Here is a 16,732-nt window from a genome sequence, read left to right as displayed (position 1 = left end):
TCAGCCGCGCCGGATCTGCCGGCGCAGATCCTCGACGAGCGCGGGCACGACGGCCGGGTCGGCGGCGGTGCCGAAGACGTAGAAGTCGGGCCGGACGAGCACCGCCGCCGCGTCGTACCGCTTGAGGTGGGGCAGGTACACGTCGTCGAGGTCGAAGGCGGTCGGCGCGGCGCCGGATCCGGGTACGGGCGCGCCGGCGGGAACGATCCGGACGACCCGCGTGCCGAGCGCGTCCAGGAAGGCCCGGGCGTCGGCGTCGAGCAGGTCGTCGGGGTCCTCGGCGCAGAGCAGGACGAAGCCGGTGCCGACGACCTCGTCGAAGAGCCCGGCGCGGCCGTCGACCTCGACGCGGCCCTGCGGCATCGGGGCGCCGGCGGCCTCGCAGCCGCTGTGCAGGATCCCGCCGGACAGGGGCTCCAGCAGGGACCGGGTGCGCGGGCGGGCGGTACGCCGGCGCAGCTCGGCGAGCATCGCGGCGTCACGGCCGGCCGCGGCGGCGCGGTCGGTCTCGCAGATCACCGTGCCCGAGTCCATGGACATCCGGATGGCGTGCTGCACGTGCGCGCAGCGCTCCTCCTGGTAGGTGTCCAGCAGGGCCTCGTCGGCGAGGCCGCGGTGCACCAGGTCGAGCTTCCAGGCGAGGTTGAGGGCGTCGCGGAAGCCCGAACTCATCCCCTGCCCCATGAACGGCGGCATCACGTGCGCCGCGTCGCCGGCGAGCAGGATCCGCCCGGAACGCCAGCGCCCGGCCGAGCATGCCTGGGTGGTGTAGACGCCGTACCGCTCCAGGGTGGCGTTGTCGGGGGTGATGTCGAAGAGGCCGAGCAGCCGCCACACGCTGGCGGCGCTCTCGAACTCCTCGCGGCTCTCCCCCGGCACCCGCATGAACTCCCACCGCCGGTGCCCAGGGCCGGCCGACACGGCCGTGCGGGGCCGCGCCGGGTCGCAGACCTGCAGGTTGTTCGGCTTGAACTCGCGGGCCTCGTGCGGGACCACGTCGCAGACCAGCCAGTCGTACGTGAAGCCGAGGTCGGTGACGCCGCTGCCCAGGTGCTCCCGCACGAAGCTGTTGGCCCCGTCGCAGCCGATGACCCAGCGGGCCGCGCGGACCTCCTCGCCGTCCGGGCCGGCGATGGTCACCTCGACCCGGTCGTCGTGCTCGACCAGGCCCGTCACCTGGTACGGGCGCAGCACCGTGACACCCGGCAGCTCCGCGCCCCGCTCGGCGAGCAGCGCCTCCAGTCCCGGCTGGTAGAACGAGACCGAGTCGGGCCAGCCCATCGGGCCGTCGCCGGTGACCTTGACGTGCAGCAGGGTCCGGCCGAAGCCGTTCTTGAAGGTGTACTCGCCGGACGACTCCACCACCGGCCCGAGGCGGTCGGCGACGCCGGCGGCGGCCAGGATACGGCTCGCCTCCCCGTCGTACGACACGGCGCGGGGGAAGTTGTACGGAGTGGCCCACCGCTCGACCGCCGTGACGGTGAGCCCTCGCTGCGCCAGCAGGATCGTGAGCATCTCACCGACGGGGCCGTAGCCCACGATCAGGACGTCGGTCGTCAGCATCGGTATCGGTTCCTCAGGGGTCGGTCGGACACGGGGTCGGCTTGCGGCGGGCGGGGCTGCCGGACGTCCATCAGATACCGAGTTCGGAGTCGATGAGGTCGAACAGGTCGTCGTCGCTGGCCAGTTCGAGATCGAGGTCGGGATCGCCGCCCGCGCCGGCGCGCATCGTCCGCCACTTGGCGATCAGCACCTCCAGGCGCGACCCGATCTGGTCGTGCAGCTCCGGTTCCACAGTGGCCTCGGTCAGCGAGCGCTCCAGGTTCTCCAGGTCCGCGAGGACCGGCGGGGCCGCCGGTCCGGTGTCCGGCGCCAGCTCGGACACCAGGTACGTGGCCAGCTCGTTCGGATCCGGGTAGTCGAAGATCAGCGTGGCCGGCAGGCGCAGGCCGGTGGCCGTGGTCAGCCGGTTGCGCAGCTCGACGGCGGTCAGCGAGTCGAAGCCGATCTGGCTGAACGCCCGGCCCGGGGCCACCGCCACCCGGCTGCCGTGCCCGAGCACGCTCGCCGCCTGCTCGCGTACCAGGTCGACCACGAGGGTGTGGCGCCCGGGCCCGTCCAGCGCCGCCAGCTCGTCGGCGAGCGTGCGCCCGCCGCCGGCCGGGGTGGCCGCCCGCGCCGTCGGCCGCTCCCGGGGCAGCAGCCCGCGCAGCAGCGCCGGGGGCCGCTCGGCCCGCTCGCCGAGCGCGGCGACGTCGATCCTCGTCGGCACCAGCACCGGCTCGGCCAGCCGCAGGCCCGCGTCGAACAGGGCCATCCCCAGCTCGGACGGGATGGCGAGCTGCCCGTCACGGGCGGTGATCCGGGGATCGGTCCGGTCCAGCTTGGCGGTCATCTCGCTGGCCTGCTCCCACAGCCCCCAGGCGAACGACCGGCCCGGCAGCCCCTCCGCACGGCGGGCCAGGGCGAGCGCGTCGAGGAACGCGTTGGCCGCCGCGTAGTTGGCCTGACCGGGGACGCCGAAGACTCCGGCGCCGGAGGAGAAGAGCACGAACCCGGCGAGGTCGAGGTGGCGGGTGAGCTCGTGCAGGTGCCACGCGGCGTCGAGCTTCGGCGCGAAGACCGTGTCGACGCGCTGCGGGGTGAGGGCGGTGACCACCCCGTCGTCGAGCACCCCGGCGAGGTGCACGACGGCGGTCAACGGGTGCCGCTCCGGTACCGCCGCCAGCACCCCGGCGAGGTTGTCGCGGTCGGACACGTCGGCCGCCACCACCGTGGCCTCGGCCCCCAGGGCCCGCAGTTCGTCGAGCGCCTCGGTCGCGCCGGGGGCCCGCTCGCCGCGGCGGCTGACCAGCAGCAGCCGCCGTACGCCGTGCGTCTCGACCAGCCGCCGGGCGACCAGCCGGCCCAGGGTCCCGGTGCCGCCGGTCAGCAGCACCGTGCCGTCGGGGTTCCACGCCCGGGGCATGGTGAGCACCACCTTGCCGACGTGCCGGGCCTGGCTGACGTGCCGGAACGCCTCCGGCGCCTGGCGGACGTCCCACACCTGGGTGGGCAGCGGGGTGAGCGTCCCCCGTTCGAAGAGCCCCAGCAGAACGACCAGCATGCGCTGCACCTCGTCGGGCTCCTGCAGGGTCAGGTCGAAGGCGGTGTAGGCCACCCCCGGATGGTCGACGGCGACGCGGGCGGGGTCGCGGATGTCGGTCTTGCCCATCTCGACGAACCGCCCGCCGCGCGGCAGCAGCCGCAGCGAGGCGTCGACGAACTCGCGGGCCAGCGAGTCCAGCACGACGTCCACGCCCCGGCCGCCGGTGGCGTCGGTGAAGCGGGTCTCGAAGTCGAGGGTCCGGGACGAGGCCAGGTGGTCCTCGTCGAGACCGAGCGCGCGCAGGGCGTCCCACTTGACGGGGCTGGCGGTGGCGTACACCTCGGCCCCGAGATGGCGGGCGAGCTGCACGGCGGCCATGCCGACGCCGCCGGCCGCCGCGTGCACCAGCACCGACTCGCCCCGGGTGAGCCCGGCCAGGTTGACCAGCCCGTGGTACGCGGTCAGGAAGACCACCGGCACGGACGCGGCCTCGACGTACGACCAGCCGGCCGGCATCGGGGCCAGCAGGCGGCGGTCGGTGACCGCGACGGGTCCGAAGCAGCCCACGAAGACACCGAAGACGCGGTCGCCGGGGCGCAGGTCGGTCACCTCGGCGCCGACCTCGACGACCTCGCCGGCGCCCTCGCCGCCGAGCGGGCCCGCGTCGCCCGGGTAGAGACCGAGCGCGTTGAGCACGTCGCGGAAGTTGAGGCCGGCGGCGCGGACGCGGACCCGGACCTCGCGGGGGCCGAGCGCGGCGTCGGCGGCGTCGGTGGCGACCAGGGTGAGGTTCTCCAGGCTGCCGCGCACCGGCGCGTCCAGCCGCCACGCGGCGGCGGGCGGTGCGGGCAGCTCGCCGGCCGACCCGGCCCGCGCCAGCCGCGGCACGTACGCCGCGCCGACCCGGATCGCGGCCTGCGGCTCGTCCGCCGCCAGGAGGGCGGCCACCTCGTCCGGGCCGATCCCGTCGCCGTCGACGTCGACGACGACGATCTGGCCCGGGTTCTCCGACTGGGCGGAGCGCACCAGGCCCCACGCCGCCGCGGCGGCCGGGTCGGTCACCTCGCCGGCGTGGTGCACGGCCACCGCGCCCCGGGTCACCAGCAGCAGCCGCGACGCCGCCCAGCGGGGCTCGGTGAGCCAGCGCCGGACCAGGTCGAGGGCCTGCACGGCGGCGTGGCGCGCCGCGCGGGGGGTGGGCTGCGCGGGGTGCGCGCCGAGCGGCACGAGCACCGCCCCGGGCAGGGCCAGTCCGGCGTCCACCGCGTCGGCGAGCCCGTCCAGCCCGTGGTGCAGCGGGAACCCGTCCAGGCCGGGGGCGACGGCCACGGCGTCGACCGGGGTGGCCGTCTCGACGGGCGGCAGCGGCGTCCAGTCGACGCGGAACAGGGCGTCGCGGGTGGCCCGGTCGTCGGTGACGGCCAGCTCGGTGGTGGAGATCGGGCGCATCGTCAGGGCGGCCACCTCGGCCACCGGGGCGCCGGTCGGATCGGCGACGGTCAGCGCGATGGCGTGCGGCCCGACCCGGGTCAGCCGTACCCGCAGGGCGGTGGCCCCGGTGGCGTGCAGGCTGACGCCGTTCCAGGCGAACGGCAGCAGGAGCTGGCCGGCCCCGGCCCCGGCGAGACCGCCGAAGTGCGCGGCGTGCAGGGCGGCGTCGAACAGGGCGGGGTGCAGGCCGTACCGGTCGGCGTCGACCCGCTGGGCCGCCGGCAGCTCCACCTCGGCGTAGACCTCGTCGCCGCTGGTCCACACCGCGCGCAGGCCCTGGAACGCCGGCCCGTACGCGTACCCGTCGGCTTCCAGGCCGGCGTAGAAGCCGGTCAGGTCGACGGGCCGGGTGTCGGGCGGCGGCCAGGCGGTGAGCTGCGGCGACACCGCGGGCTGGTCGGCGCGGAGGGTGGCGCTGGCGTGCCGGGTCCACGGCTGTCCCGCCGGCGCGGCGGCGGGCCGGGAGTGCACGGTCACCGGCCGGCGTCCGTCGCCGGCGCCCGCGCCGACCGCCACCTGCACCTGCGTCGCGCCGTCGGCGGGCAGGGTCAGCGGGGCCTCGATGACCAGCTCGTCGAGGAACGGGTGGCCGACCTCGTCGCCGGCGCGCAGGCAGAACTCCACCAGGCCGGTGCCGGGCACCAGCACGCTGCCGGTGACCCGGTGGTCGGCCAGCCACGGCTGCGCGTCGGCCGACAGCCGCCCGGTGAACAGGTGGCCCCTCGTCTCGGCCAGCACGACCGACGCGCCGAGCAGCGGATGACCGGCGGCGTCCAGACCGGCGGCGCCGACGTCGCCGGGGCCGGAGACCGGCCGGGGCCAGTAGCGGCGGTGGGCGAACGCGTACGTGGGCAGGTCGACGCGCCGGCCGCCGGCCAGCGCGGTCAGCCAGTCCACCGCGACCCCGGACACGTGGAGCTGGGCCAGGGAGAGCAGGAACCGCTCCCGGCCGCCCTGGTCGCGTTGCACCGAGCCGACCACCACGGCATCGCCGTCGTGGTCGGCGAGGGTCTCCTCCACGCCGACGGTGAGCACCGGGTGGGGGCTGCACTCGACGTACGTGTCGTGGCCCTCGGCGGCCAGCGCGCGGATCGCCCGTTCCAGCTCGACGGGCCGGCGCAGGTTGCGGTACCAGTAGTCGGGCCCCATCTCCTCGCCGTCGAGCCAGCGCAGGTCGGTGGTGGAGAACAGCGGCACGGCGGCCGGGCCGGGGGCGATGCCGGCCAGCACCTCGGCCAGCTCGTCGCGGATGCGTTCCACCTGGGCGGAGTGGGAGGCGTAGTCGACGGCGATGCGCCGCACCCGGGCCTGCTCGCCGGCCAGCTCGGCGAGCAGTTCCTCGACCGCCTCCGGCTCGCCGGAGACCACGACGGCGGCCGGCCCGTTCACGGCGGCGACCGAGATCCGCTCACCGAAGCGGGCGATCCGATCACGGACCGTGTCGGCCGGCAGCGCGACGGAGGCCATCGCCCCGTGCCCGGCCAGAGCCCGTAGCGCGCGGCTGCGCAGCGCCACCACCCGGGCCGCGTCGGGCAGGGAGAGCACCCCGGCGACGCAGGCGGCGGCGATCTCGCCCTGGGAGTGGCCGACCACGGCGGCCGGCTGCACGCCGTACGAGCGCCACAGCTCGGCCAGTGACACCATCATCGCGAACAGGGCGGGCTGCACGACGTCGACCTCGTCGAGGCCGGGCGCGCCCGGCGCCTGGCGCAGCACGTCCAGCAGCGACCAGTCCAGGTACGGCCGCAGCGCCGCGTCGCAGGCCGCCATGCGTTCGGCGAACACGGGGGCCTGGTCGAGCAGGTCCAACCCCATGCCGAGCCACTGGGAGCCCTGCCCGGGGAAGACGAAGACGCACCGGCCGGTGGGCCGCGCCTCGCCGCGCGTGACCGCCGGGTCGGGCCGGCCCTCGACCAGCGCGTCGAGGGCGTCGGCGACCCGCTGCGCGGACGCGGCTACCAGCACCGCTCGGGAGTCGAAGGCGCCCCGGCTGGTGGCCAGCGACCACGCCACGTCGAGGGGCCGCTGGTAGGGGCGGGCGGCGAGGTGCTCCCGCAGCCGCCGCGCCTGGCCGGCGAGCGCCTGCGGGGTACGCGCCGACAGCAGCCACGGCAGCGCGCGCTCCTGCGGCGGCTCGGATTCGGCGGCCTCCGGCGGCGCCTCGGCGACCGACTCGACGATCACGTGGGCGTTGGTGCCGCTGATGCCGAACGACGAGACGCCGGCGCGCACCGGCCGGTCCGCCGCCGGCCACGGGCGGGCCTCGGTGAGCAGCTGCACCGCTCCCGAGTCCCAGTCGATCCGCGAGCTGCGGCGCTCGGCGTGCAGGGTGCGGGGCAGCCGCCCGTGCCGCATGGCGAGGACCATCTTGAGCACGCCGGCGACGCCGGCCGCGGCCTGGGTGTGCCCGAGGTTGGACTTGACCGAGCCGAGCAGCACCGGCGCGGCGCCGGCCGGGCGCTGCCCGTACGTGGCGAGGATCGCCTCCGCCTCGATGGGGTCGCCGAGCGACGTGCCGGTGCCGTGCGCCTCCACCACGTCCACGTCGGCGGCACTCAGCCCGGCGGCGCCCAGCGCGGCCTTGATGACCCGTTCCTGCGACGGCCCGTTCGGGGCGGTCAGCCCGTTCGACGCGCCGTCGGAGTTGACCGCCGAGCCGCGCACCGACGCCAGCACGGGGTGGCCCCGGCGGCGGGCCTCGGAGAGCCGCTCCACCACCAGCATCCCGACGCCCTCGGACATGCCGAAGCCGTCGGCGTCCTCGGCGAACGCCTTGCACCGCCCGTCGGCGGCGAGACCGCGCTGGCGGCTGAAGCCGGTCAGCCCGGCCGGGGTGGACATCACCGACACCCCACCGGCCAGCGCCAGGTCGCAGTCGCCCTGGCGCAGCGCCTGGACGGCCAGGTGCAGCGCCACCAGCGACGCCGAGCAGGCGGTGTCGACGGTGACAGCCGGCCCCTCCAGCCCGAGCGCGTACGCGACCCGGCCGGAGAGGACGCTGCCGGCGGTGCCGGTAAGCAGGTGCCCCTCGTCGGCGGTGACCTCGCCGTCGTCGGAGACGACACCGGGGGCGACCCGGTCGGCGTAGTCCTGCCCGTGGGTGCCGGCGAAGACGCCGGTGCGGCTGCCCCGCAGGGTGGCCGGGTCGATGCCGCCGCGTTCCAGCGCCTCCCAGGAGGTCTCCAGCAGCAGCCGGTGCTGCGGATCCATGGCGAGGGCCTCGCGGGGGCTGATGCCGAAGAACTCGGCGTCGAAATCGGCGATGCCGGTGAGGAACCCGCCGGAGCGCACGTACGTCCGGCCGGGCGTGCCCGGCACCGGGTCGTGGAGGTCGGCCAGCGGCCAGCCCCGGTCGTCGGGCAGGTCGCCGATGACGTCGTCGCCCGCGTCGAGCAGCCGCCACAGCTCCTCCGGGGAACCGATCCCGCCGGGGAAACGGCAGGCCATCGCGACGATGGCGACCGGCTCGTCCAGGGCGACGGTGCTCGCGTCGGCGACCTCGGTGGCGGCGGTGCCGAGCAGCCGGGCGTGCAGGTGCGCGGCGAGCAACTCGGGGGTGGGGTGGTTGAACACGGCGTGCGGGGCGAGCCGGACCCCGGTGACGGCGGTGAGCCGGTTGCTCAGCTCGACGGCCATCAGCGAGTCGAAGCCGAGGTCCTTGAACGGGCGGCGCGGCTCGACCTGCTCGGGGCCGGTGTGCCCGACCACTGTGGCGCACCGGGCGCGTACGAGGTCCAGCAGCAGTTCGGCGCGCTCGGGCTCGGCGAGTTCGGCCAGCCGGTCGGCGAAGCCCTTCGCGGCGGCGGGCGCGGAGGCGGCGTTGACCGCCCGGCGGGGCGGCGGGGGCAGCAGCGCCCGCAGCAGGGCGGGCACCTCGCCGGAGGTCCGTACGGCGGCCAGGTCGAGCCCGATCGGCACGAGCGCCGGCCGGTCCACGTGCAGGGCGGCGTCGAACAGCGCCAGCCCGGCGGCCGTGTCGAGGGGGCGGGTGCCGCCGCGGGCGAGCCGGGCCAGGTCGGCGGGGCTGAGCCGGCCGGCCATCCCGTCCTCGGCGGCCCACAGCCCCCAGGCCAGGGCGCTCGCCGGCCGGCCCTGGGCACGGCGGTGCGCGGCGAGCGCGTCGAGGAACGCGTTGCCGGCCGCGTAGTTGCCCTGGCCGGGGCTGCCGAAGGTGGCGGCGGCCGAGGAGAAGAGCACGAACGCGGCCAGGTCGAGGCCGGCGGTGAGCTCGTGCAGGTGCCAGGCGCCGTGCACCTTGGCGCGCAGGGTCCGGGCCCAGCGGGTCGGGTCGAGGTCGGTGAGCAGGGCGTCGTCGGTGGCCCCGGCGGCGTGCACGACGGCGACGAGCCGGTCGGCCAGCGGGGCGATGACCTCGGCGAGCGCCGCCCGGTCGGCGACGTCGGCCGCGACCACCCGCACTGTGACGCCGGCGTCGGTCAGCGCGGTCGTCCAGTCGCCGGCCCGGCCGCTGCGGCTGACCAGCACCAGTTCGGTGACGCCGTGCGCGGTGGCGAGGTGGGTGGCGACGTGCCGGCCGATCCCGCCGGTGCCGCCGGTGAGGAGCACGGTGCCGCCGGCCAGGGCCGCGAGCGGCGCGCCGGCCGGGGGCCGCTCGACGGGGCGGAGGCGGGGCAGCAGTGCGCGGCCGTCGCGGACGGCCACCTCGGGTTCGTCGTCGGCGGCGGCCAGCGCCGAACGGATGGCGGCGTCGTCGGTGGTGTCGAGGCTGAGCAGGAGGAAACGGTCGGGCTGCTCGGCCTGGGCGACGCGGAGCAGCCCGGCCACGGGGGCGTGCACCGGGTCGCCGTCGCGCACGGCGAGGGCCAGGCGGGTGGTCTCCGCGCGGGGGTCGGCCAGCCAGGTCTGGAGCACGTCGAGCACGGCGAGGCCGACGGCGTGCGCCCGGTCGGGCACCGGCCGGCCCGGCTCGCCGTCGCCGACCCGCAGCACCAGCAGCGGCGGCAGCGGCCCGTCCGGCGGCGTGCCGTCGGCGAGCGTCCAGGAGGGCGCCGGGGTCGCCGGGAACGCGGCGGGCAGCCAGTCGACGGCGTACAGCCCGGCGGGGGTGGTCGCCGGCGCCGGCGGGTCGGCGGGCGGCAGGTCCACCGGCCGCAGCACCACCCGGTCGGCGTCGAGCACGGGCCCGCCCGCGTCGTCGACGGCGCTCAGCGTCACCGCGTCCGCCCCGGCGGGGGCCAGGCAGACGCGCAGCGCGTGCGCCCCGACGGCGTGGCGGCGCACGCCCGCCCACTCGGTGGGCAGCAGCCGGGCGGTGGGCCCGGCGTCGGCGACCGACGCGAAGCCGGCGAGCGGGAGCAGGCGCAGGGCCGCGTCCAGCACCAGTGGGTGCACGCCGTACCGCTCGGCGTCCGGGTCGCGGGCGTCGTCGGGCAGGCGTACGTCGACGTAGAGCCGGTCGGCGGCGACCCACGCGGCACGGGCCAGCTCCCCGGCCGGCGCGCGGTGCGGCGGGGCGCTCAGGTCCACCGGCCGGGCCCCGGCAGGTGGCCAGGCGGGGGCGAGGGCGCCCCGGCCGCTCTCCGGGTCGACGGGTGCGAGCACGGCCTCGGCGACCTCCCGCCAGGGCAGCCCCTCGCCGGCCCGGACGTGACAGTGCGCCACCCGGCGTCCGTGCTCGTCCGGCGCGCCCACGTCGATCTGCACCTCGAGGGTTGCCTCGGCGGGCAGCGGAACCGGCTCGGGCACGCGCAGCCGCCGCACGCTCGGGGCGCCGAGCTGGTCGCCGAGGTGGGTGAGCATGTCCAGCAGGGCGGTGGCGGGCAGCAGCGGCGCCGTGCCGTCGCCGGGCGCGGCCAGCCACGGCGAGGTGGCCGTGGCGATCTGCCCGGTGCAGACCACCTGCCCGGTGCCGGCGACCGCCAGCAGGCCGCCGAGCAGCGGATGCCCTGCGTCGGCCAGTCCGGCGCCGACGGGACCGCCGGCGCCGGTGGGAGCGGGCAGCCAGTAGTGCCGGCGCTGGAAGGCGTACGTGGGCAGGTCGACGCGGCGGTGCGGGCCGGGGCCGGCGAGGGCGGCACGGTCCACCGCGACGCCCCGCACGTGCAGCCGCGCCACGGCGGCGAGCAGCGCCTCGGCCTCGCCCGCGGTGCCCCGTACGGCGGGGACGAAGGCCAGCTCGTCGGCCTCGGCGACGAGGCAGTCCTGGGCCATCGCGGTGAGCACACCGGCCGGGCCGATCTCCAGGAAGGTGGTGACGCCCTGCCCGTGCAGGGCCCGTACGCCGTCGTGGAAGCGGACGGTGCCCCGCACGTGCGCCACCCAGTGCTCGGGCGAGCAGAGCCGGGCCGGGTCGACGGGGTGGCCGGTCAGGTTGGACACCACCGGCAGGTGCGGGGTGCGGTACGTGAGGCCGGCCGCGACCGCGCGGAACTCGTCGAGCATCGGGTCCATGCGCGGCGAGTGGAACGCGTGCGACACCCGCAGCCGGCTGGTGCGGCGCCCGGCCGCGCGCAGGGTGTCCGCGACGGCCAGCACCGCGTCGGTGTCGCCGGACAGGACGACGCTGGTGGGGCCGTTGACGGCGGCGAGGCCCACCCGGTCGGTCAGGTGCGCGGCGACCTCGGCCTCGTCGGCCTCGACGGCGACCATCGCGCCCCCGGCGGGCAGCTGCTGCATCAGCCGGGCGCGGGCGGCGACCAGCGCCGCCGCGTCGGCGAGGGAGAACACCCCGGCCACGTGCGCGGCGGCAAGCTCGCCGACGGAGTGGCCGAGCACCGCGTCGGGGCGGACCCCCCAGTGCTCCAGGAGGCGGTACAGCGCCACCTCGAAGGCGAACAGGCCCGGCTGGGTGTACAGGGTCTCGTCGAGCAGTTCGGCCGGTGCGGTGCCCTCGGCCGCGAGGACGACGTCCGCGACGGGGAGCGGGGCGTGGCCGGCGAGGCAGCGGTCGAGTTCGGCGCAGGCCGCGTCGAAGGCGGCCGCGAAGACGGGGTACGCCGCGTGCAGCTCGTGGCCCATGCCGGCGCGCTGGCCGCCCTGCCCACCGAAGAGCAGGCCGAGTCGGCCGTCGACGACCCGGCCGATCAGCACGCCCGGCAGGTCCGGGTCCGGTCCGCCGCGGGCCAGCGCGCCGAGCCCGGTCCGGGCGGACTCCGCGTCGCCCACCAGCACCACGGCCCGGTGTTCGAGAGCGGCGCGGGTGGTGGCGAGGGCGTGCCCGGTGTCGGCCGGGTCGGCGTGCGCCCCCGGCCCGTCGAGCCAGGCCAGCAGGCGGGCCGCCTGGTCACGCAGCGCCTCGCCGGAGGCAGCCGCGAGCAGCCACGGTACGGGCGGCCGAGCGGTGGCGGGCGGCGACTGCCGGGCGGCGTCCCCGGCGGCGGTCGGCGGATCGGCGGGGGCCTCGACGATGACGTGGGCGTTGGTGCCGCTGATGCCGAACGACGAGACGCCGGCCCGGCGGGGCCGGCGTACGTCGGGCCACGGGCGGGCCTCGGTGAGCACCTCGACCGCGCCGGCGGACCAGTCCACCTCGGACGTCGGGGCGTCCACGTGCAGGGTGCGCGGCAGTGTCCCGTGCCGCATCGCGAGCACCATCTTGATCACCCCGGCGGCCCCGGCGGCGGCCTGGGTGTGGCCGAGGTTGGACTTCAGCGAGCCCAGCCGCAGCGGTTCGGCGTCACCGCGGCCCACCCCGTACGTGGCGAGCAGCGCCTGCGCCTCGATCGGGTCGCCGAGGGACGTGCCGGTGCCGTGCGCCTCGACGGCGTCCACGTCGGCGGTGGAGAGCCCGGCCGCGTCCAGCGCCCGGCGGATGACCCGCTCCTGGGCGGGCCCGTTGGGGGCGGTCAGCCCGTTGGACGCGCCGTCGGAGTTGACGGCGGAGCCGCGCAGCACGGCGAGGACGGGGTGCCCGTGCCGGCGGGCGTCGGAGAGCCGTTCCAGCAGCAGCACGGCGACGCCCTCGGACCAGCCGGTTCCGTCGGCGCCGTCGGCGAACGCCTTGCACCGGCCGTCCGGGGCGAGCCCGCGCTGCCGGCTGAACTCCACGAACGCCTGCGGGGTGCCCATCACCGCCACGCCGCCGGCCACGGCGAGCGAGCAGTCCCCGGCGCGCAGGGCCTGGGCGGCAAGGTGCAGCGCCACCAGCGACGACGAGCACGCCGTGTCGACGGTGACAGCCGGCCCCTCCAGCCCCAGCGCGTACGCGACCCGGCCGGAGACGACGCTGCCGGAGTTGCCGACGCCGAGGTAGCCCTCGGTGCCGGGCGGCGCCTGGCGCAGGTTCGCGGCGTAGTCGTGGTGCATGACGCCGGTGAAGACGCCCGTGGCGCTGCCGCGCAGCGAGGTGGGGTCGATGCCGGCCCGCTCGAACAGTTCCCAGGACGTCTCCAGCAGCAGCCGCTGCTGCGGGTCCATGGCGAGCGCCTCGCGCGGGCTGATCGCGAACAGGGTGGCGTCGAAGTCCGCGGCGCCGGTGAGGAAGCCGCCCACCCGGGCGTACGAGGTGCCGGGGCGGTCGGGGTCGTCGGAGAACAGGTTCGCCAGGTCCCAGCCCCGGTCCGTGGGGAACTCCGTGAGCCCTTCCCGGCCCTGGTCGACCAGCTCCCACAGCTCCTCGGGGGAGGCGACGCCGCCGGGGAGCCGGCAGGCCATGGCGACGACGGCCACCGGATCGTCCCCGGTGGACGGCGTCACCGCCGGGTCCGTCGTGGGAGCGGCCTGCGCGGCGGCACCGCGCAGCCGGGCGGCGAGGTGCCGGGCGAGGGCCTGGGGGCTGGGCCGGTCGAACGCGGCCGTGGCGGAGAGCCGTACCCCGGTGGCCCGGGCCAGCCGGTCGCGCAACGCGACCGCCGCGACCGAGGTGAAGCCGAGTTCCTTGAAGGCGCGGCCGGGGCGGACCGCGGCCGGGCCGGGCAGCCCGGCCACCTGGGCGGTGGCGGCGCGGACCAGGTCGAGCAGGAGCCGGTCCCCCTCGGCGGTGGTGAGCCCGGCCAGCCGGCGGCGCAGCTCGGCGGCGTCCCGGTCGTCCGTGGCGTCGCCGGGCTCGGCCACGGGCCCGCGCCAGGCGGGGTGCGCGGCGTCGGCGTGGCCCGCCGGGCGGGCGAGCACGACCAGGTCGGCGCCGTCGTGGGCCACGTCGAACGCGGCGAGGTCGGCACGGACGGCCGCCGACGCGGCGCCCGCTGCGGGTCCGGTCGCCGCCGGCCCGCGCTCGGCGGGCGCGGTCGTGCCGACGAGCCGGGCCGGGTGACCGGCGGCCCGGCGGCGGGTGGCCAGGGCGTGCAGGGCGCCGACGGCCGAGGCGGCCCGTTCCCGGCCCGCGGCGCCCAGCAGGAGGGCGGACGGCGCGAGGACGGTGAACGCGGCCCCCGGGTGCCGGCTCGCGGCGTCCAGCGTCGCGGCGAGGCCGAGCAGCCGGGCTGCGGCCTCGGCGTCGGCCAGGTCGTCGTCGCACGGGCAGAGGAAGACGGCGCCGAACGCCTCGTCGCCCGCCCGCTCGGCGGGCAGCGGAACGGCTTCCGCACCGGCGGAGGTGAGTTCGGCGGCCAGGTCCGCCAGGGCCGGGGCGGGCGTCGCGCCAGTGTGCAGCAGCCGCAGCCGGCGGGCGCGGTGCGCGGCGACGAGGTGCCGGGCCAGCGCGGCGCCGGTCGGTCCGTCGGCGCCGGTGACCAGGACGGGGCGCTCCGGGTCGGCCACGGTCACCGGCCGTCCCGGCACGGTCGCCGGGGCGGGCACGAGGGCCGCGTGCCGGGCCGCCCCGGCCCGCAGGGCGACCTGCGCGGCGCCGGCGTCCACGACGGCGGGCAGCAGGGCGAGCGAGCGGTCCGCGGCGTCGTGGTCGACCAGCACGATCCGGTCCGGGTACGCGGCCTGCAGGCTGCGCCCGACCGCCCAGACGGCGCCGGCCGCCGGATCGGGCCCGGCCCACCCGGCGGCGTCGCCCCCGGCGGCGGCTCCCCCGGCGACGTCTCCCGCAGTGGCCTCGCCTGCGGCGGCGTCTTGCGCGGGGGCGTCGCCCGCGCTGCCGGCACCGCTCGTGCCGGGGCCGTTGGCCGCGTCGCCGGCCGGGCCGGTCAGCAGCATCAGCCGGGTGCCGGCGAAGCGGTCGTCGTCGAGCCAGCCACGCAACCGGTCGGCGAGGTCCGCCGCGTCGGCGTCGGCCGGCCCGGCCAGCAGCACCGTCAGGTCGGGCGCGTCGGGAGTCTCGCGCAGGGTGGCCAGATCCCGGTGGGCCCGGAACCGCTCCCCCGGCGACGCCGCGCGCAGCGGCTCCACCAGCGGCTCGCTCCCGGCGCCGACGAGCGCCCAGCGGCGGGCCGGGGCGGCGGCGTCCTGCGCGGCCGCCGGGACGGGCGCCGCCACCGGCGGTACGGCGGCCAGGTCCAGCGGTCGCCAGGCGAGCAGGCTGAGCGCCTCGTGGTGGCTGCCGTTGACCGCCCGCAGCCGGGCCGGCCCGTCGAGCAGGAGCCGGCGGGTGACCTTGCCGGACGCGGTGCGGGGCACCTGCCCGATCTCGTACAGCGCCTCGGGGACCTTGTGGTAGCTGAGCCTCTCCCGGCAGGCCGCGTACCCGGCACGGGGGTCGAAGCCCTCCGGCCCCGGCACCACGAACGCCACCGGCACCTCCCCGCGCACCTCGTGCGGCCGGCCGGTCACCGCCACGTCGGCGACGCCGGGCACCGCGCGCAGCGCCTCCTCCACCTCGCCCGGGTGGATCTTCTCCCCGCCCCGGATGATCAGCTCCTGGTGGCGGCCGGTGACGAAGATGTTGCCGTCGGCGTCGCGGCGGGCCAGGTCGCCGGTGCGGTACCAGCCGTCGCGCAGGGCGGCGGCGGTGACCTCCGGCAGGCCGTGGTAGCCGAGCATGACGCTCGGACCGCTGACCCAGACCTCCCCCTCGGCGCCGGTCGGCACGTCCAGACCCGTCTGCGGGCTGACCAGGCGCACCTCGACGCCGGGCACCGGGCGCCCGCAGGAGCCCTCGACCCGGGGCTGCTCCGGCCGGGTGACGGCGATCGAGCCGCAGGTCTCCGTGCTGCCGTACGCGTCGAGCAACGGCGCGTCGAAGACCTCGTCGAACGCCCGCCGCAGCGCGCCGGTGGTGATCGCCCCGCCGACCAGGCAGACCCGCAGGGCCGGGGCGCGGAAGCCGGTCTCCCGGGCGGCGGTGACCAGGTGGTGGTACATGGCCGGCACACCGGCGAGCACTGTGGCCTCGTCCTCGTCGACCGCGCGCAGCACGTCGTCGGCGGAGAAGCCGTCGATGAGCCGGGCCGTGGCCCCGACCGCCGTCACGCTGAGCACGCACCCGATGTGGGAGAGGCTGTGGAACAGCGGCAGTGGCCAGACCACCCGGTCGGCGGCGGTGAGCCCGGGGATCGGCACGTAACAGGCGGCGACCGACCAGAGGCAGGTGCGCTGGGTGGAAAGGACACCCTTGGGCCGGCCGGTGGTGCCGGAGGTGTAGAGCATCCAGGCCACCTCGTCGAGGCCCAGGTCGTCGCGGGCCCCCACGGACGGCTCGGTGTCGACCAGGTCGCGCCAGGCGACGACCCCGTCCGGAACCGGGTCGTCCCCGGTGACCACGATCCGCAGGGCCGGCCGGCCGGTACGCAGCCGCAGCATCTGGTCGAGGTGACGCGGGTCGGTGACCACCAGCACCGCGCCGGAGTCGTCCAGCAGATGGGCCAGTTCCGCGTCGGTGCTGTGCGGATTCACCGGCACGCCGACCGCGGCGGCCCGCGTGACGGCCAGCCAGGTCTCCACCGTCTCCACCCGGTTGCCGAGGCAGAAGGCCACCCGGTCGCCCCGGGCGACCCCGGCCGCCGCCAGGTGACCGGCCAGCCGACGGGTCCGCGCCGCCAGATCGGCGTATCCGACCGCCCGGCGGTCGTCGCGGAATGCGACCTTGTTCCCCGACCTGGCGGCGTGCGCCTCGATCAGATCGGACAACGGCTGGATCAGGTCGCTCCGAAGCATGTCACCACATCCATCCGTCGGCGAGACTCCTCATCCGCGGCGTAGACCTCGCTCGCCGTAGCGGCCCAAGTCTTCCGAGCACCCTGCCGGTGTCCTACCCCTGTCACCCCCTAAGTCGTCCCCAGTTCGGAGCGCCGATCGGGTGGTGGAACGGGCCCGCGGGCCGATGATGGGGCGACCCCCGCGGACCGTCGAATCCCGTGCTCCACCCGC

General features: G+C 77.4%; 2 protein-coding genes. Both read right to left on the bottom strand.

Annotation, left to right across the window (positions count from 1 at the left end; translation table 11 throughout):
- A complete protein-coding gene (mhpA, locus tag BAW75_RS25460) occupies positions 1-1,563 on the bottom strand; it encodes a bifunctional 3-(3-hydroxy-phenyl)propionate/3-hydroxycinnamic acid hydroxylase MhpA (protein ID WP_104115148.1) in 1,563 nt (520 codons plus the stop codon).
- Between the two features lie 70 nt (positions 1,564-1,633).
- Entirely contained in the window at positions 1,634-16,519 is a 14,886-nt protein-coding gene (locus tag BAW75_RS25455; protein WP_104115147.1) for a type I polyketide synthase, read from the bottom strand.
- Positions 16,520-16,732 lie beyond the last annotated feature (213 nt).

Source organism: Micromonospora chalcea (assembly GCF_002926165.1).
GTDB classification, from domain to species: domain Bacteria; phylum Actinomycetota; class Actinomycetes; order Mycobacteriales; family Micromonosporaceae; genus Micromonospora; species Micromonospora chalcea.
Note: the sequence above shows the minus strand (reverse complement) of the source record. Positions and strands in the feature narration are given on the sequence as shown.

Coding starts and splice junctions, on each gene's coding strand:
- BAW75_RS25455 (WP_104115147.1), bottom strand. CDS start 16,519: ATGCTTCGGAGCGACCTGATCCAGCCGTTGTCCGATCTGATCGAGGCG.
- mhpA (WP_104115148.1), bottom strand. CDS start 1,563: ATGCTGACGACCGACGTCCTGATCGTGGGCTACGGCCCCGTCGGTGAG.